Raw genomic sequence first — 16,477 nt, 5'->3', positions numbered from 1 at the left:
CCACGAACGCATTAAGCTCAAGTTGAAAGGGCTGAGTCCCGTGCAATACAGGACTCAGCCCTTGGGCACCTAGTCTTCAACCGTCCAACTTCGTGGGGTCAGTTCATTGCGGGCGCTTTTTTCATTTCCGGCTTCATTCCCGGCAATCGACGCGCAACGCCGCGCGCAAGGATCTGCGCAGCCGCGGAAACGCTTCCTTTACAATACGGGTCGATTCGGTGCGACGAAGGGGAGTCGCGCGCCGCGGCAAACCTCAACAAAGAGAGGGCTTCATGAAGTTTATCGTCTGGCTGATCCGGGTATTGGTGTTCGTTCTGCTGCTGGTGCTTGCGCTGGCCAATACACAAACCGCGACGCTGAATTTCGTTGCCGGCTACGCATGGCAAGCGCCGCTGATCCTGATCGGCCTGGCATTCTTCGCCGTGGGGCTGCTGGCCGGCCTGCTGTCCGCGCTGCCTTCGATTTTCCGTCTGCGTCTCGAGAACGGGCGTTTGAAGCGCGATCTGCGTGCGGCGCGCGAAACGCCTGCCGTCATCGACCAGCCGCCGATGCCGCCCGTCATTTAACCCCGGACGCCGCGCGATCATCGCGCGGTTTTCGTCTCTGCTTCGATATTTCGCATGGATCTGGATTTCTGGTGGTTGCTCGCGATTCCGGTCGCGTTCGCGCTCGGTTGGGCGGCGTCACGCTATGACCTGAAGAATCTCCTGTCGGAGAGCGCCAACCTGCCGCGCTCGTATTTTCGCGGCCTGAATTTTCTGTTGAACGAACAACCCGACAAGGCGATCGATGCGTTCATCGAGGTGGCCAAGCTCGACCCCGAAACGGTCGAGCTGCACTTCGCGCTTGGCAACCTGTTTCGCCGTCGCGGCGAGACCGACCGCGCGATCCGCGTGCACCAGAACCTGCTGAGCCGCACCGACCTGCCGGTCAACGAGCGCGACCACGCGCTGTACGAACTGGGCCAGGACTTCCTGAAGGCCGGCCTGCTGGATCGCGCCGAAGAGGCGTTCCACCAACTCGCGGACGGCGACTACGCGCTCGGCGCACAGCGGGCGCTGCTGACGATCTACGAGATCGAGAAGGACTGGAACAAGTCGATCGATACGGCGAAACGCATCGAATCGATGAGCGACAAGCCGCTCGGCATCGAAATTGCGCAGTTTCACTGCGAACTCGCGCAGGACGCGCTGCAGCGCAAGCAGGCCGACGTGGCGGCCGAACAGTTGCGCCTCGCGCTGACCGTGAATCCGCAGAACGTCCGCGCGACGATCCTGTCCGGCGACGCGGCGCAAGCGGCGGGCGACCACGCGGCCGCGATCGAGCACTGGAAGCGCGTCGAAGCGCAGAACCCGGCGTATCTGCCGCTCGTCGCCGACAAGCTGATGAAGGCGTACGTCGCGCTCGGCAAGAACGTCGAAGGCGCCGAGCTGCTGATGGGGTACGTCGATCGTTATCCGTCGAACGACCTGCTCGACATCGCCTATCAGCATATCGCCGGGTTGCGCGGCCAGGATGCGGCGCACACGCTCGCGCGCGCGCAGATGGAAAAGTCGCCGAACCTGTCGGGGATGCTGCACCTGCTCGATGCGCAGATCGCGGCGGCCGACGAACCGCGTCGTAAGGAACTTGAAATGATGCGTGCGCTGATCAAGCAGCGTACGAAAAATCTGCCACGGTATACGTGCCAGAATTGCGGTTTCCGGGCACGGCTCTTCTACTGGCAGTGCCCCGGATGCAGCGGCTGGGAAACCTATGCGCCGCGCCGCGTCGAACCCGCGATGCCGGGCTGATCCCGGCACGCGGAGCCAACGCGTTGCGGTTGCCGCCGGGCCCGGCCCGGCGGCCAAGTTAGTCCATTACCGGGAAGTACCGGAACATCTATGAAAATCACCATCATCGGCACCGGCTATGTCGGCCTCGTCACGGGCGCGTGCCTCGCGGAGATCGGTCACGACGTCTTCTGTCTCGACGTCGATCCGCGCAAGATCGACATCCTGAACAACGGCGGGATGCCGATTCACGAACCGGGGCTGCTGGACATCATCGCGCGCAACCGCACGGCGGGGCGCCTGCGCTTCTCGACCGACATCGAGGCGAGCGTCGCGCACGGCGAGATCCAGTTCATCGCAGTCGGCACGCCGCCCGACGAGGACGGCTCGGCCGACCTGCAATACGTGCTCGAGGCCGCGCGCAACATCGGCCGCCACATGACGGGCTTCAAGGTGATCGTCGACAAGTCGACGGTGCCGGTCGGCACCGCGCGGCGCGTGCACGGCGTGGTCGACGAGGCGCTGGCCGCACGCGGGCTCGCGGGCAGCGTCGCGCATCGCTTCTCGGTCGTGTCGAACCCGGAATTCCTGAAGGAAGGCGCCGCGGTCGAGGACTTCATGCGCCCGGACCGGATCATCATCGGCGTCGACGACGACGAAACCGGCACGATCGCACGCGAGAAGATGAAGAAGCTCTACGCGCCGTTCAACCGCAATCACGAGCGCACGATCTACATGGACGTGCGTTCGGCGGAGTTCGCGAAGTACGCGGCGAACGCGATGCTCGCGACGCGCATCTCGTTCATGAACGAGATGTCGAATCTCGCCGACAAGGTCGGCGCCGACATCGAGGCCGTGCGCCGCGGGATCGGCTCCGATCCGCGCATCGGCTATCACTTCCTGTACGCCGGCGTCGGCTACGGCGGCTCGTGCTTCCCGAAGGACGTGCAGGCGTTGATCCGCACCGCGGGCGAGAACGGCCAGCCGCTGCGCATCCTGGAAGCCGTCGAGGCCGCCAACCATGCGCAGAAGGATGTGCTGATCGGCAAGATCGAGCAGCGCTTCGGCGCCGACCTGACGGGCCGCGAGTTCGCGGTCTGGGGCCTGGCGTTCAAGCCGAACACCGACGACATGCGTGAGGCGCCAAGCCGCCGCCTGATCGCCGCGCTGCTCGAGCGCGGCGCGACCGTTCGCGCCTACGATCCGGTTGCCGTCGACGAAGCGCGGCGCGTGTTCGCGCTGGATTTCGGCGACGATGCCGACGTGCTGGCGCGATTGCACCTCGTCGACACGCAGGACGCGGCGGTCACGGGCGCGGACGCACTCGTGATCGTGACCGAGTGGAAGGAATTCCGCAGCCCCGATTTCACGCGCCTGAAGGCCGAGCTGAAAGCGCCGGTGATCTTCGACGGGCGCAACCTGTACGAGCCGGATGCGATGGCCGAACTCGGCATCGACTACTACGCGATCGGCCGGCCGTACGTCGATCCCCAGTCGTTTTCCCGTGGCTGAACGTACGATGAATACTCTTCGTGAAGTCGTTCCGGTGCCCCGCGAGCAACTCGCGCGTTCGCGCGTGCTCGTCGTCGGCGACGTGATGCTCGACCGCTACTGGTTCGGCAACGTCGATCGCATTTCGCCTGAAGCGCCGGTGCCGGTCGTGCACGTGCAGCGTCAGGAAGAGCGGCTCGGCGGCGCGGCCAACGTGGCGCGCAATGCGGTGACGCTCGGCGGCCAGGCCGGGCTGCTGTGCGTCGTCGGTTGCGACGAGCCCGGCGAGCGGATCGTCGAGCTGCTCGGCAGCAGCGGCGTGACGCCGCATCTCGAGCGCGATCCGGCGTTGCCGACCACGATCAAGCTGCGCGTGCTCGCGCGCCAGCAGCAACTGCTGCGCGTCGACTTCGAGGCGATGCCGACGCACGAGGTGCTGCTCGCGGGGCTCGCGCGCTTCGATGCGCTGCTGCCGCAGCACGACGTCGTGCTGATGTCGGATTACGCGAAAGGCGGCCTCACGCACGTCACGACGATGATCGAGAAGGCGCGTGCGGCCGGCAAGGCGGTGCTGGTCGACCCGAAGGGCGACGACTGGGCACGCTATCGCGGCGCCTCGCTGATCACGCCGAATCGCGCGGAACTGCGCGAGGTGGTCGGGCAGTGGAAATCGGAAGACGACCTGCGCGCGCGCGTCGCGAACCTGCGTGCGGAGCTCGGCATCGACGCGCTGCTGCTCACGCGTTCGGAAGAGGGCATGACGCTCTTTTCCGCGGGCGGCGAACTGCATGCGCCGGCGCTCGCACGCGAAGTGTTCGACGTGTCGGGCGCGGGCGACACCGTGATCGCGACGGTCGCGACAATGCTCGGCGCCGGTGTGCCGCTCGTCGATGCCGTGGTGCTCGCGAATCGCGCGGCAGGCATCGTGGTCGGCAAGCTCGGCACGGCCACGGTCGACTACGACGAACTGTTTCACTGAGCGCATTCGGCGGCGCGACGAGCGCGCCGCACGAATGGCTCGCACTTTTCAGGCAGGACGATCATGACCCTCATCGTCACCGGCGCAGCCGGTTTTATCGGCGCGAACATCGTCAACGCGCTCAACGCGCGCGGCGAGACGCGCATCATCGCGGTCGACAATCTGACGCGCGCGGACAAGTTCCGCAATCTCGTCGACTGCGAGATCGACGACTATCTCGACAAGACCGAATTCGTCGAACGCTTCGCGCGCGGCGATTTCGGCAAGGTACGCGCGGTATTTCATGAAGGCGCCTGTTCGGACACGATGGAAACCGACGGCCGCTACATGATGGACAACAACTTCCGCTACAGCCGCGCGGTGCTCGATACCTGCCTCGCGCAGGGCACGCAGTTCCTGTATGCGTCGTCGGCCGCGATCTACGGCGGCTCGACGCGCTTCGTCGAGGCGCGCGACGTCGAGGCGCCGCTGAACGTGTACGGCTATTCGAAGTTCCTGTTCGACCAGGTGATCCGTCGCGTGCTGCCGAGCGCGAAGAGCCAGATCGCGGGCTTCCGCTATTTCAACGTGTACGGCCCGCGCGAGACGCACAAGGGCCGCATGGCGTCGGTCGCGTTCCACAACTTCAACCAGTTCCGCGCGGAAGGCAAGGTGAAGCTGTTCGGCGAGTACAACGGTTATGCGCCGGGCGAGCAGACGCGCGATTTCGTGTCGGTCGAGGACGTGACCAAGGTGAACCTGTTCTTCTTCGACCATCCGGAGAAGTCGGGCATCTTCAACCTCGGCACGGGCCGCGCGCAGCCGTTCAACGATATCGCATCGACGGTCGTCAACACGCTGCGCGCGCTCGACAACCAGCCGCCGCTGACGCTCGCGCAGCAGGTCGAGCAGGGATTGATCGAATACGTGCCGTTCCCCGATGCGCTGCGCGGCAAGTACCAGTGCTTCACGCAGGCCGACCAGACGAAACTGCGCGCGGCTGGCTACGACGCACCGTTCCTGACCGTGCAGGAAGGCGTCGATCGCTACGTGCGTTGGCTATCCGGCCAGGTTTAAACCGGCGCGTTGCATCGATAGACTGGGTCTCACGGTCGGCAGCCGCCGGCCGTTTTTCTTCGGAGATCCAGCACATGATCAGGAAATGGTTTGCCGCAGCGGTCATGCTCGGCGCAGTGGCGTCGGCCTGGGCGGCCGTCGACGTCAACACCGCGAACGAGGATGCGCTCGTCGGCATCAAGGGCATCGGCCCGGCGCGGGCGAAGGCGATTCTCGACGAGCGCAGTGCACGCGGTCCGTTCAGGAATGCGGACGATCTCGCCGCACGCGTGAAGGGCATGGGCGGGCATACCGTCGAGCGGCTTCAGCAGGAAGGGTTGACGGTCGGTACGGCGGCGGGCGCGGGCACGACGCCGACGGCCGCGGGCAAGCCGGCGGCAGCGAAGCCCGCCGCCGTGCCGGCCCGCACCGCGCAGAAATAACGGGTCGCGCGTACCCGACACAGGGCTCCTTCAGTCGCCGTCGTTGCGACGGCTTCCCGCGGCATGCCGCGGGTTTTTTGCGTGGGGCCGCGCGCGCGGCGAAACGCGAACCGCGCGGTACGCGTATTCCATCGTCGCAAAGGGGTTGCCGGCGCGCGTGCCGGTGCTGGTTTACAATCGATCGATTGATCGGCCTCGCACTCACGGTATATCCATGGCTTACAAAACTATCGAAGACACGATCGGCAATACGCCGCTCGTGCAACTGGTCCGCCTGCCGGACGACGAGATTCGCGCGCGCAACAACGTGCTGCTCGCGAAGCTCGAAGGCAACAATCCGGCCGGTTCCGTGAAGGATCGCCCGGCGCTGTCGATGATCAGCAAGGCCGAGGCGCGCGGTCGCATCAAGCCGGGCGATACGCTGATCGAGGCGACGAGCGGCAACACGGGCATCGCGCTCGCGATGGCCGCGGCGATCCGCGGCTACAAGATGGTGCTGATCATGCCGGAGGATCTGTCGGTCGAGCGCCGCCAGAGCATGGCGGCCTACGGCGCCGAAATCATCCTGACGCCGGTGAAGGGCGGGATGGAGCTGGCGCGCGACCTCGCGGAGCAGATGCAGCGCGAAGGCAAGGGCGTGATCCTCGACCAGTTCGGCAATCCCGACAATCCCGTCGCGCATTACGAAGGCACGGGGCCGGAGATCTGGCGCGATACCGAAGGGCGCATCACGCACTTCGTGTCCGCGATGGGCACGACGGGCACGATCATGGGCACGTCGCGCTACCTGAAGGAACAGAATCCGGCGATCGAGATCGTCGGTGCGCAGCCGGAAGATGGCTCGCGTATCCCGGGCATCCGCAAGTGGCCGGAAGCGTACATGCCGACCATCTTCGATCGCAGCCGCGTCGATCGCGTCGAGAGCGTGAGTCAGGCTGCGTCGGAAACGATGACGCGCCGGCTGGCGGCGGTCGAGGGCATCTTCGCGGGCATTTCGTCGGGCGGCGCATGCGAAGTCGCGATGCGCATCGCGCGTCAGGTCGAGAACGCGACGATCGTGTTCATCATCTGCGATCGTGGCGACCGTTACCTGTCCACGGGCGTGTTTCCAGCGTGAGCCCGGGCGGCACGCACTGCCGCCACACGCGAAAAAAACGCCGCATATGCGGCGTTTTTGTTTTGTGCGGGCGTGCTTATTGTGCAGGTGCTTCCGTGTCCGCCGCAGGCAACGGGAGCGCGCCGCTCGCTTGCATCTGCGCTTTCACGGCTTCGCCGAGCTGGTACACGGTGAGTGCGTAGAAGAAACTGCGGTTGTAGCGCGTCAGCACGTAGAAGTTCTTCAGGCCGAGCATGTATTCGGTCGCGCGCCCCGGCGTCGGCAGGTCGACCACGGTCACCGGCGTGCCGGCTTCGGTCGTGATGTTGACCGCCGGCTCGTTCAGCGTCATGCCCGCGCGCAGCAGTTGCGACAGCGCCCAGTGCGGTTCGGGCTGGCCGTCGGCGGCGGCCTGTGCGATGCCCAGGCTGCCCGTGTCGGGCGTGATTTGCCAGACCACCGGGCGGTCGGTTTCCCAGCCGTGCTGCTTCAGGTAGTTCGCGACGCTGCCGATCGCATCGACAGGACTGCTGCGCAGATCGACGTGGCCCGTGCCGTCGAAGTCGACCGCATATTCGCGGATGCTGCTCGGCAGGAACTGCGGAATCCCGATCGCGCCGGTGTACGACCCGAGCACGGTGGTCGGGTCGAGCTGGTTGTCGCGCGTCCAGACCAGGAAGTCTTCGAGGTTCTTGCGGAACGTGGCCTGGCGGCTGTCGCGGTTCGGCGTGTCCGGGTAGTCGAACGTCAGTGTGGTCAGCGCGTCGAGCACGCGGAAATTGCCCATGTAGCGGCCATAGATCGTCTCGACGCCGATGATGCCGACGATCACCTCGGGCGGCACGCCGAACTGCTCGGACGCGCGCTGCAGCGTCGCCTGGTTCGCCTTCCAGAACTTCACACCCGCATTGATGCGGATCGGCTCGATGAAGCGCGAGCGATAGACGCGCCAGTTCTTCACCGAAGGCGTCGGTGCGGGCCTCACGAGCTTGACGGCCGTGGCCGAGTAGCTGACGCGCGAGAACAGCGCATGCAGGCTCGCCGAATCGAAGCCGTTGCGGCTCGCCATCTCGTCGATGAACGCGTCGACCTTCGCGTTGCTCGCGTAACGCTGCGGAACGATTTCCTCTTCGAAGGTCTGGCCTTGCGGCGTCGGCTGCTGCGGCTGGGCCTGGGCGACGAGCGTGCCGGCGGGCTTCGCCGGCTGCGTCTGCGCGACGGCGGGCGCGGTGCCGAGGGCCGCGGCGACGGCAGCGACGACGAGCGGAGCGCGAACACGGAACAGCGCGGAGAGAAGGGCGGCGGGCTTGCTGGAATTCATGTCGAAGCGGGCGGACAGGGCGATTGTGTTCGGCGCAGTATACCCGACGCATCAGGCGCGCCGGGCCGAAGCCGGCCGCCGTTGTGGTAAGTTAGCGGCGAATTCGCGGCAGACGATGGACATCATTGACGGAGACCTGCGACGCACCGCGCGCCGCGGACGACAGCTTATGGCAACCGCTTTCTATACGCACCCCGACTGCATGCTGCACGAGATGGGGGAATGGCATCCGGAATGTCCGGCGCGCCTGTCGGCGATCCAGGATCAACTGATCGCGAGCCGCATCGACGACCTGATCGTGCACGAAACCGCGCCGTTCGCGAGCGAGGTCGCGCTGGGCCGCGTGCACACGCAGGCGCACATCGACTACATCCGCAGCATGACGCCGGTCGACGGTTACGTCGAGATCGATCCCGATACGCTGATGAATCGCGACACGTGGCGCGCGGCACTGCGCGCGGCCGGCGCCGCGGTCGCGGCCACCGACGCGGTGATCGAAGGCCGCTACGCGAATGCGTTCTGCGGCGTCCGGCCGCCCGGTCATCATGCGGAGCCCGCGCGCGCGATGGGCTTCTGCTTCTTCAACAACGTCGCGATCGCCGCGCGGCACGCGCTCGACGTACACGGCGTCGAGCGTGTCGCCATCATCGATTTCGACGTGCACCACGGCAACGGCACCGAGGCGGCGTTCGCGAACGACGAGCGCGTGCTGATGTGCAGTTTCTTCCAGCATCCGCTGTATCCGTTCTCGGGCGTCGATCACCAGGCGCCGAACATGGTCAACCTGCCGATGCCCGCACGCAGCAACGGGATGGCGATCCGCGAAGCCGTCGACATGCTGTGGCTGCCGCGCCTCGACGCGTTCAAGCCGCAGATGCTGTTCGTGTCGGCCGGATTCGATGCGCATCGCGAGGACGACATCGGCAATCTCGGCCTCGTCGAGGCCGACTTCGAATGGCTGACCGCGCGGATCGTCGACGTCGCGCGCCGGCATGCGCAGGGCCGTATCGTCAGCTGCCTCGAGGGCGGTTACAACCTGTCCGCGCTCGGCCGCAGCGTCGTCGCGCACCTGCGCGTGCTCGCCGGGATCTGATTCCCGCTCGACCGGCCGGCCCGGGCGCGCTCAGCGCGCCGGCACGCGTGCGTGAATCCACGCGATCAGCGCGTCGATCACGCGGTCGCGTTCGAGATCGTTCATCGTTTCGTGGAAGCCGCCCTCGTACAGCGTCAGCGTACGATCGGGCGAGCCGACGCGTGCGCCGAACGCACGGCTGCCGTCGGGTTCGGTCAGCTTGTCGTCGGTGCCGTGATAGACGAGCACCGGCACGCGCAGCGCGCCGCGGCCGGTTTCGATGCGCGCCATCGCGTCGAGAATCTCCGCGCCAGTGCGGGCGGGCACCGCGCCGTGATGCACGAGCGGATCGGCGCGATTGGCCGCGACGATGGCCGGATCGCGCGACAGCAGGGCCGCGTCGATCCTGATTGCGGGGAAGGTGGGCCACACACGGCTGATGACGCGGCTGAGCGCGAGCATCCAGCGCGGCACGTCGCGCCCGGGCGCAAGCGCCGGGCTCGACAGCACGAGGCCCGCCAGCGCGTGGCCGCGGGCGGATGCGCGTTCGATCGCGTAGAGCGCCGCGACCGCGCCGCCCATGCTGTGCCCCATCAGGAACAGCGGCGCATCGCCGCGCGCGGCTTCGGCGACCAGCGCATCCGCATCGTTCAGGTAGCCGTCGAAACGCTCGACCCACACGCGCTTGCCGGGCGACTGGCCATGCCCGCGCAGATCGATCGCCAGCACGTCGATGCCCGCTGCGTTCAGCCGGCCGGCGAGCGCGGCATAGCGGCCCGCGTGTTCGGCGAGGCCGTGCACCAGCGCGATCGTCGCGCGCGGCGGCGCGGCGCCGTCGCCGGCCGGCCAGCGGTACGACGCCAGTTCGAGCCCGTCCGCGGTACGCAGGCGGCCCATGCGCGGCGCGGGCGCCGAAGGTACCGACCCGGCGGTGGCGGGCGCGGCGGCCCGCGGGGTGGTGGTGCTCATCGGGCGTGTCTCCTGGTCGTTGGCATGTGCGTTTCGCGATCATAGTCGCGGCCCTCCGGCGCGGGCCCAGCAGCGCCCCTCTAATTTCGTCTGGTTATGAAAAGATCGAAATCGATTATTAAGGGGAATGAGGGGTTTGCGGTAAAATCGCCGGCTATTCCAGATGCATCGGCGGCCGACTGGCGGGCCAACTCGCCGGCCGGCCGCCGTTTTGTTTACATGATCGAATTACGCAATCTTTCGCAGCGTTTCCCCGGCCCGGGCGGCTGGGTCGAAGCGTTGCACAACGTCAACCTGACGATCCCGCAAGGCGAGGTGTTCGGCATCATCGGCCGAAGCGGCGCCGGCAAGAGCACGCTCGTGCGCACCATCAACCTGCTGACGCGGCCGACCGAAGGCAATGTCGTCGTCGGCGGGCGCGATCTCACGCTGCTGTCGGCCGGCGCGCTGCGCGAAGCGCGCCGCGAGATCGGCATGATCTTCCAGCACTTCAACCTGCTGTCGTCGCGCACGGTGTTCGACAACGTCGCGCTGCCGCTCGAACTGGCCGGCGCGAGCCGTGCCGACATCGAGGCCGCCGTGCTGCCGCTGCTCGACCTGGTCGGGCTGTCCGCGCAGAAGGATCGCTATCCGGCGCAGATCAGCGGCGGGCAGAAGCAGCGCGTCGGTATCGCCCGCGCGCTGGCGAGTCAGCCGAAGGTGCTGCTGTCGGACGAAGCGACGTCCGCGCTCGATCCCGAAACCACGCGCTCGATCCTCGATCTGCTGAAGCGCATCAACCGCGAGCTCGGCCTGACCATCGTGCTGATCACGCACCAGATGGAAGTGATCAAGCAGGTCTGCGATCGCGTCGCGGTGCTCGATGCGGGTCGCGTGGTCGAGGAAGGCCGCGTGATCGACGTGTTCCTGCAGCCGCACCACGAAGTGACGCGCGCGCTGATCGGCGACGTGATCGCGCAGGAACTGCCGCCCGCGCTGAAGGCGCGCGTGGCCGAGCGGCTGAAGACGGGCCGCGGGCATCTGCTGCGGCTCGCGTTCACGGGCTCGGGGGTCGACCAGCCGATCCTGTCGGAGACGATCCGCCGGTACGAACTCGATTTCAACATCCTGCACGGCCAGATCGACGAGATTCAGGGGCAGGCGTTCGGTTCGCTCGCGGTGCTCGCGGGCGGCGAGCCGGGCAAGGTCGGGCAGGCGCTCGCGTTCCTGCGCGAGCAAGGTGTGGTGGTAGAGGAGCTTTCGTATGTTGAGTGAGATGTTCGATATGTTCGTGCAGTCGTTCTGGGAGACGCTGATCATGGTCGGCATCTCCGGGGCGGTCGGCGCGCTCGTCGGCCTGCCGCTCGGCGTGCTGCTGTACCTCACCGACCGCCAGGGCGTGCTGCAGAACCTCGCGGTGAATCGCGTGCTCGGCGGCATCGTGAACGCGGTCCGGTCGACGCCGTTCATCATCCTGCTGGTCGCGGTGATTCCGTTCACGCGGCTCGTCACGGGTTCGTCGATCGGCACGGCCGCGGCGGTCGTGCCGCTGACGCTCGCGTCCGCGCCGTTCATCGCGCGCCTGGTCGAAACGGCGCTGCGCGAAGTCGACCGCGGGCTGATCGAGGCCGCGCAATCGATGGGCGCGACCACGTCGCAGATCGTCTTCAAGGTGCTGTTGCCCGAATCGCTGCCGGGCATCGTCGCGGGCCTGACGATCACGTTCGTGTCGCTGGTCGGCTATTCGGCGATGGCGGGCGCAATCGGCGGCGGCGGGCTCGGCGATCTCGGGATCCGCTACGGTTACCAGCGCTATCTGCCCGAAGTGATGTGGACGGTCGTCGCGATCCTGATCGTGTTCGTGCAGATCGTGCAATCGTTCGGCGACTGGCTGGTGCGCCGGCTCAGCCACAAATAAAACCAAACCGATCCGATAGGGGAGAAACGATGCAACGACGCTTCATGCTGAAGTTTGCGGCGGCGCTGGGCGCGGCCGCGCTGTTCGCGGGCGCGCATGCGCAGGCCGAAACCATCAAGGTCGGCGTGACGGGCGGCCCGCACGCGCAGATCATGGAAGTGGTGAAGAAGGTCGCGGCGAAGGACGGCCTGGAGATCCGCATCGTCGAATTCTCCGATTACGTGCAGCCGAACGCCGCGCTCGCGTCGGGCGACCTCGATGCGAACAGCTACCAGCACGATCCGTATCTGCAGGCGCAGGTGAAGGATCGCGGCTACAAGCTGCTCAAGGTCGCGGACACCGTCACGTTCCCGATGGGCATCTATTCGAAGCGGGTGAAGTCGCTGGCCGAACTGAAGTCGGGCGCGCGCGTCGCGGTGCCGAACGATCCGACCAACGGCGGCCGCGCGCTGCTGTTGCTGCAGAAGCAGGGGCTGCTGAAGCTGCGCGCGGATGCGGGGCTGAAGGCGACGCCGCTCGATATCGTCGACAATCCGCGCAAGCTGAAGATCGTCGAACTCGATGCCGCGCAGATTCCGCGTTCGCTCGGCGACGTCGACGCCGCCGCGATCAATACCAACTACGCGATGGAAGCGGGGTTGAAACCGAAACAGGACGCGATCGCGATCGAGGGCCCGAGCGGCCCGTACGCGAACATCCTCGCGATCCGCGAGGCGGACCGGAACAAGCCGTGGGTCGCGAAGCTGATCGCCGCCTATCATTCGGCCGAGGTGAAGCAGTTCATCGAAGGCAAGTTCGGCGGCGCGGTCATTGCCGCCTGGTAACGGGCGGCGCACCGGACGCCCGGCGGGATTAGAGTCGATGATCGAAAACCCGGGCTTTGCGTCCGGGTTTTTTCTCTTTTAAAATAGAACGACCGTTCGCTATCATTGGCGCGTCGCCAAGAAGCGGTATCCTCGACAACCATCATGGTTGGGTCCGCCTGGCCGCGCAGTCATGAGGCCTCGCTATAAAATGGCCTCTGGTCGTATTCGTAACTTTGGAGCGTGTGCATGAAAATCCTGGTGCCAGTGAAAAGAGTGGTCGATTACAACGTGAAGGTCCGCGTGAAGTCGGACAACACGGGCGTCGACATCGCGAACGTGAAGATGTCGATGAACCCGTTCGACGAAATCGCGGTGGAAGAAGCGGTGCGCCTCAAGGAAGCAGGCGTCGCGACCGAAGTGATCGCGGTGTCGGTGGGTGTCACGCAAGCGCAGGAGACGCTGCGCACGGCGCTCGCGATCGGCGCGGATCGCGCGATCCTCATCGAGTCGAACGACAGCGTCGAGCCGCTGGCCGTCGCGAAGATCCTGAAGGCGCTGGTCGACAAGGAGCAGCCGCAGCTGGTGATCCTCGGCAAGCAGGCGATCGACGACGATTCGAACCAGACGGGCCAGATGCTGGCCGCGCTGGCCGGCCTGCCGCAAGCGACGTTCGCGTCGAAGGTGACGGTGGCCGACGGCAAGGCGACGGTCGCACGCGAAGTCGACGGCGGCGCGGAAACGCTGTCGCTGACGCTGCCGGCGGTGGTCACGACCGACCTGCGCCTGAACGAGCCGCGCTACGTGACGCTGCCGAACATCATGAAGGCGAAGAAGAAGCCGCTGGAAACCGTGAAGCCGGAAGACCTCGGCGTGGACGTCGCGCCGCGTCTGAAGACGCTGAAGGTGGTCGAGCCGCCGAAGCGCGCGGCCGGCGTGAAGGTGCCGGACGTGAAGACGCTGGTCGAGAAGCTGAAGACCGAAGCCAAGGTGCTGTAAGAGGGAGCGGAAAGAAATGACGATTCTGGTGATTGCAGAACACGACAACGCGTCGATCAAGGCCGCGACGCTGAACACGGTGGCGGCGGCGGCGAAGATCGGCGGCGACATCCACGTGCTGGTCGCGGGCCACAACGCGCAAGCGGCGGCCGATGCGGCAGCGAAAATCGCAGGCGTTTCGAAGGTGCTGCTGGCCGACGCGCCGCAACTGGCCGAAGGCCTGGCGGAAAACGTTGAAGCGACCGCGCTGAACATCGCGAAGGACTACTCGCACATCCTCGCGCCGGCGACGGCCTACGGCAAGAACATCGCGCCGCGCATCGCCGCGAAGCTGGACGTCGCGCAGATCTCGGACATCACGGCAGTCGATTCGGCCGATACGTTCGAGCGTCCGATCTACGCGGGCAACGCGATCGCGACGGTGCAGTCGAGCGACCCGATCAAGGTCATCACGGTGCGGGCAACGGGTTTCGATCCGGTGGCGGCGGAAGGCGGCAGTGCATCGGTCGACAAGATCGACGCAGCGGCAGACGCCGGCAAATCGCAGTTCGTGAGCCGTGAAGTGACGAAGCTGGACCGTCCGGAACTGACGAGCGCGAGCATCATCGTGTCGGGCGGCCGCGGTCTGGGCAGCGGCGAGAACTACACGAAGGTGCTGGAGCCGCTGGCCGACAAGCTGTCGGCAGCGCTCGGCGCATCGCGCGCGGCAGTCGACGCCGGCTACGTGCCGAACGACTACCAGGTCGGCCAGACCGGCAAGATCGTCGCGCCGCAGTTGTACATCGCGGTCGGCATCTCGGGTGCGATCCAGCATCTGGCCGGCATGAAGGATTCGAAGGTGATCGTCGCGATCAACAAGGATCCCGAAGCACCGATCTTCAGCGTGGCCGACTACGGCCTCGTCGGCGATCTGTTCTCGCTCGTGCCGGAACTGGTGAGCGAGCTCGGCTGACGCGGCGTGACGCTTCAGCGGTAAGCACACGAGAAGAGGGGGCGCGACGAGCGCCCCTTTTTTCGTTGTGTGGTCGTTGAATGAGGAGCGGATATCGCTCGTCCGGACGATTCGCGCTCGTACCGTGCCGCGCCGAACATATCGTCGCGCAGGCACGGCGGGTAACGTCGATTCGTTCAACGGACGACGCGTGCATGCGTGCGTCGACTGAAGCGTCGTGCCGAGTGGCCACTCGCAGTCGAGTCGCAGTCGCCAAAACGAGAAAAGCGCCCTCGGGCGCCTTTCTCGTTGATGCAATCGGCCCGCATCGCAGCGGGCCGTTCCGGTTTACGCGTAGGCCGGGCGCGTCTGGCCGGGCACGTCCTTCAGGTAACGATGCACCGACAGGTCGTCGGCCTGGATCGCGGGCATCTTGCCCGAGATCAGGTCCGCGAGCAGTTGGCCCGAGCCGCACGACATCGTCCAGCCGAGCGTGCCGTGGCCGGTGTTCAGGAACAGGTTCGACACCGGCGTGCGGCCGACGATCGGCGTGCCGTCCGGCGTCATCGGGCGCAGGCCCGTCCAGAACGTGGCCTTCGACGTGTCGCCGCCGCCCGGGAACAGGTCGTTCACGCACATCTCGAGCGTTTCGCGGCGCGCCGCGCGCAGCGTCTTGTCGAAGCCGACGATTTCCGCCATGCCGCCGACGCGGATGCGCTGGTCGAAGCGCGTGATCGCGATCTTGTAGGTCTCGTCGAGCACGGTCGACACCGGCGCGGCGGCTTCGTTGACGATCGGCGCGGTGATCGAATAGCCCTTGAGCGGATAGACGGGAATCTTCATCAGGTGGGAGATGAAGCGGGTCGAGTACGAGCCGAGCGCGACGACGTACGCGTCCGCACGCACCGTCTCGCTGCCGCACTGCACGCCGGCGATCTTGCCGCCCGCGATCGCGAGCGCGTCGATCGGCGTGTTGTAGCGGAACTTGACGCCGAGCGATTCGGCGAGCGCGGCGAGGCGCGTCGTGAACAGCTGGCAATCGCCGGTTTCGTCGCCCGGCAGGCGCAGGCCGCCCGTCAGCTTGTGCGAGACGGCGGCGAGCGCCGGCTCGGCATGCTTCAGTTCGGCCGGCGACAGCAGTTCGAACGGCACGTTCGCTTCCTGCAGCACGGCGATGTCCTTCGCCGCGCCGTCGAGCTGCTGCTGCGTGCGGAACAATTGCAGCGTGCCGCCCGTGCGGCCTTCGTATTCGATGCCGGTATCGGCGCGCAGCGCCTGCAGGCAGTCGCGGCTGTATTCGGCGAGACGGACCATGCGGCTCTTGTTGACGGCATAGCGCTCGGCCGTGCAGTTGCGCAGCATCTGAACCATCCACTGGAGCTGGAAGCGCGTGCCGTCGAGACGGATCGCGAGCGGCGCATGTTTTTCGAACATCCACTTGACGGCTTTCAGCGGCACGCCGGGCGCGGCCCACGGTGCCGCATAGCCGGGAGAGATCTGGCCTGCGTTCGCGAAGCTCGTCTCCAGCGCCGGGCCGGCTTCCCGGTCGATCACCGTGACTTCATGACCGGCGCGCGCAAGGTAATACGCGCTTGCCACGCCCACTACACCGCTGCCCAGAATGACGACTCGCATAGCTGCTCCAGATGGAAGGAACCAGGTCGAGGCC

General features: G+C 66.3%; 16 protein-coding genes. 13 read left to right on the top strand and 3 right to left on the bottom strand.

The window, feature by feature from the left end:
- The first annotated feature begins 272 nt into the window (after window positions 1-272).
- The 7 genes from HWX55_RS09760 (at window position 273) to cysM (ending at window position 6,837) form a co-directional block, all read left to right on the top strand.
- Window positions 273-566, top strand: a complete 294-nt coding sequence (locus tag HWX55_RS09760; protein WP_012328123.1) for a LapA family protein — start codon at window positions 273-275, stop codon at window positions 564-566.
- 54 nt (window positions 567-620) lie between these two features.
- Window positions 621-1,793, top strand: a complete 1,173-nt coding sequence (gene lapB / locus HWX55_RS09755; RefSeq protein ID WP_175975450.1) for a lipopolysaccharide assembly protein LapB — start codon at window positions 621-623, stop codon at window positions 1,791-1,793.
- A 90-nt stretch (window positions 1,794-1,883) separates the two neighbouring features.
- Entirely contained in the window at window positions 1,884-3,284 is a 1,401-nt protein-coding gene (locus HWX55_RS09750; protein WP_050011539.1) for a UDP-glucose/GDP-mannose dehydrogenase family protein, read from the top strand.
- A 7-nt stretch (window positions 3,285-3,291) separates the two neighbouring features.
- Window positions 3,292-4,242 carry a D-glycero-beta-D-manno-heptose-7-phosphate kinase gene (gene rfaE1 / locus HWX55_RS09745; RefSeq protein WP_175881956.1) on the top strand — a complete coding sequence of 317 codons (951 nt, stop codon included), beginning with the start codon at window positions 3,292-3,294 and terminating at the stop codon, window positions 4,240-4,242.
- A gap of 63 nt (window positions 4,243-4,305) precedes the next feature.
- Entirely contained in the window at window positions 4,306-5,298 is a 993-nt protein-coding gene (gene rfaD, locus HWX55_RS09740) for an ADP-glyceromanno-heptose 6-epimerase (protein ID WP_050011537.1), read from the top strand.
- Window positions 5,299-5,372: 74 nt separating this feature from the next.
- Window positions 5,373-5,720 carry a helix-hairpin-helix domain-containing protein gene (locus HWX55_RS09735; protein ID WP_175975449.1) on the top strand — a complete coding sequence of 116 codons (348 nt, stop codon included), beginning with the start codon at window positions 5,373-5,375 and terminating at the stop codon, window positions 5,718-5,720.
- Window positions 5,721-5,934: 214 nt separating this feature from the next.
- Window positions 5,935-6,837, top strand: coding sequence for a cysteine synthase CysM (gene cysM / locus HWX55_RS09730; RefSeq protein WP_050011535.1), 903 nt, complete (start codon window positions 5,935-5,937; stop codon window positions 6,835-6,837).
- Window positions 6,838-6,913: 76 nt separating this feature from the next.
- On the opposite strand, the gene mltB is transcribed toward cysM, so the two are convergent.
- Entirely contained in the window at window positions 6,914-8,137 is a 1,224-nt protein-coding gene (mltB, locus tag HWX55_RS09725) for a lytic murein transglycosylase B (protein ID WP_175975448.1), read from the bottom strand.
- Between the two features lie 169 nt (window positions 8,138-8,306).
- Between mltB and HWX55_RS09720 the strand changes: the two genes are divergently transcribed.
- Window positions 8,307-9,230, top strand: coding sequence for a histone deacetylase family protein (locus tag HWX55_RS09720; protein ID WP_175975447.1), 924 nt, complete (start codon window positions 8,307-8,309; stop codon window positions 9,228-9,230).
- A gap of 30 nt (window positions 9,231-9,260) precedes the next feature.
- On the opposite strand, the gene HWX55_RS09715 is transcribed toward HWX55_RS09720, so the two are convergent.
- Window positions 9,261-10,178: an alpha/beta hydrolase gene (locus HWX55_RS09715; protein WP_175975446.1), complete on the bottom strand. Its 918-nt coding sequence runs from the start codon at window positions 10,176-10,178 to the stop codon at window positions 9,261-9,263.
- A 219-nt stretch (window positions 10,179-10,397) separates the two neighbouring features.
- Between HWX55_RS09715 and HWX55_RS09710 the strand changes: the two genes are divergently transcribed.
- The 5 genes from HWX55_RS09710 (at window position 10,398) to HWX55_RS09690 (ending at window position 14,829) form a co-directional block, all read left to right on the top strand.
- On the top strand, window positions 10,398-11,432 hold the full coding sequence (locus tag HWX55_RS09710; protein WP_050011531.1) for a methionine ABC transporter ATP-binding protein: 1,035 nt from the start codon (window positions 10,398-10,400) through the stop codon (window positions 11,430-11,432).
- Entirely contained in the window at window positions 11,422-12,075 is a 654-nt protein-coding gene (locus HWX55_RS09705; protein WP_006476559.1) for a methionine ABC transporter permease, read from the top strand. The genes HWX55_RS09710 and HWX55_RS09705 overlap by 11 nt, the downstream gene beginning before the upstream one ends.
- Before the next feature lie 29 nt (window positions 12,076-12,104).
- The gene (locus tag HWX55_RS09700; RefSeq protein ID WP_175975445.1) at window positions 12,105-12,899 is read left to right on the top strand and encodes a MetQ/NlpA family ABC transporter substrate-binding protein; all 795 of its coding nucleotides are present in this window, start codon (window positions 12,105-12,107) and stop codon (window positions 12,897-12,899) included.
- Window positions 12,900-13,127: 228 nt separating this feature from the next.
- Window positions 13,128-13,877: an electron transfer flavoprotein subunit beta/FixA family protein gene (locus HWX55_RS09695; RefSeq protein ID WP_175975444.1), complete on the top strand. Its 750-nt coding sequence runs from the start codon at window positions 13,128-13,130 to the stop codon at window positions 13,875-13,877.
- A 16-nt stretch (window positions 13,878-13,893) separates the two neighbouring features.
- Entirely contained in the window at window positions 13,894-14,829 is a 936-nt protein-coding gene (locus HWX55_RS09690) for an electron transfer flavoprotein subunit alpha/FixB family protein (RefSeq protein WP_175881948.1), read from the top strand.
- 327 nt (window positions 14,830-15,156) lie between these two features.
- On the opposite strand, the gene HWX55_RS09685 is transcribed toward HWX55_RS09690, so the two are convergent.
- Window positions 15,157-16,443, bottom strand: coding sequence for a D-amino acid dehydrogenase (locus HWX55_RS09685; RefSeq protein ID WP_175975443.1), 1,287 nt, complete (start codon window positions 16,441-16,443; stop codon window positions 15,157-15,159).
- Window positions 16,444-16,477 lie beyond the last annotated feature (34 nt).

The organism is Burkholderia sp. BCC1047 (assembly GCF_902833155.1).
Lineage (GTDB): Bacteria > Pseudomonadota > Gammaproteobacteria > Burkholderiales > Burkholderiaceae > Burkholderia > Burkholderia sola.
This window is presented reverse-complemented; position numbering and strand designations above follow the sequence as displayed.

Bases quoted from the DNA above. Each gene is read 5' to 3' on its own strand.
- rfaE1 (WP_175881956.1), top strand. From the start codon at position 3,292: ATGAATACTCTTCGTGAAGTCGTTCCGGTGCCCCGCGAGCAACTCGCG.
- HWX55_RS09750 (WP_050011539.1), top strand. From the start codon at position 1,884: ATGAAAATCACCATCATCGGCACCGGCTATGTCGGCCTCGTCACGGGC.
- HWX55_RS09710 (WP_050011531.1), top strand. From the start codon at position 10,398: ATGATCGAATTACGCAATCTTTCGCAGCGTTTCCCCGGCCCGGGCGGC.
- HWX55_RS09700 (WP_175975445.1), top strand. From the start codon at position 12,105: ATGCAACGACGCTTCATGCTGAAGTTTGCGGCGGCGCTGGGCGCGGCC.
- HWX55_RS09715 (WP_175975446.1), bottom strand. From the start codon at position 10,178: ATGAGCACCACCACCCCGCGGGCCGCCGCGCCCGCCACCGCCGGGTCG.
- HWX55_RS09705 (WP_006476559.1), top strand. From the start codon at position 11,422: ATGTTGAGTGAGATGTTCGATATGTTCGTGCAGTCGTTCTGGGAGACG.
- HWX55_RS09695 (WP_175975444.1), top strand. From the start codon at position 13,128: ATGAAAATCCTGGTGCCAGTGAAAAGAGTGGTCGATTACAACGTGAAG.
- HWX55_RS09735 (WP_175975449.1), top strand. From the start codon at position 5,373: ATGATCAGGAAATGGTTTGCCGCAGCGGTCATGCTCGGCGCAGTGGCG.
- HWX55_RS09720 (WP_175975447.1), top strand. From the start codon at position 8,307: ATGGCAACCGCTTTCTATACGCACCCCGACTGCATGCTGCACGAGATG.
- lapB (WP_175975450.1), top strand. From the start codon at position 621: ATGGATCTGGATTTCTGGTGGTTGCTCGCGATTCCGGTCGCGTTCGCG.
- HWX55_RS09760 (WP_012328123.1), top strand. From the start codon at position 273: ATGAAGTTTATCGTCTGGCTGATCCGGGTATTGGTGTTCGTTCTGCTG.
- HWX55_RS09690 (WP_175881948.1), top strand. From the start codon at position 13,894: ATGACGATTCTGGTGATTGCAGAACACGACAACGCGTCGATCAAGGCC.
- HWX55_RS09685 (WP_175975443.1), bottom strand. From the start codon at position 16,443: ATGCGAGTCGTCATTCTGGGCAGCGGTGTAGTGGGCGTGGCAAGCGCG.
- mltB (WP_175975448.1), bottom strand. From the start codon at position 8,137: ATGAATTCCAGCAAGCCCGCCGCCCTTCTCTCCGCGCTGTTCCGTGTT.
- rfaD (WP_050011537.1), top strand. From the start codon at position 4,306: ATGACCCTCATCGTCACCGGCGCAGCCGGTTTTATCGGCGCGAACATC.
- cysM (WP_050011535.1), top strand. From the start codon at position 5,935: ATGGCTTACAAAACTATCGAAGACACGATCGGCAATACGCCGCTCGTG.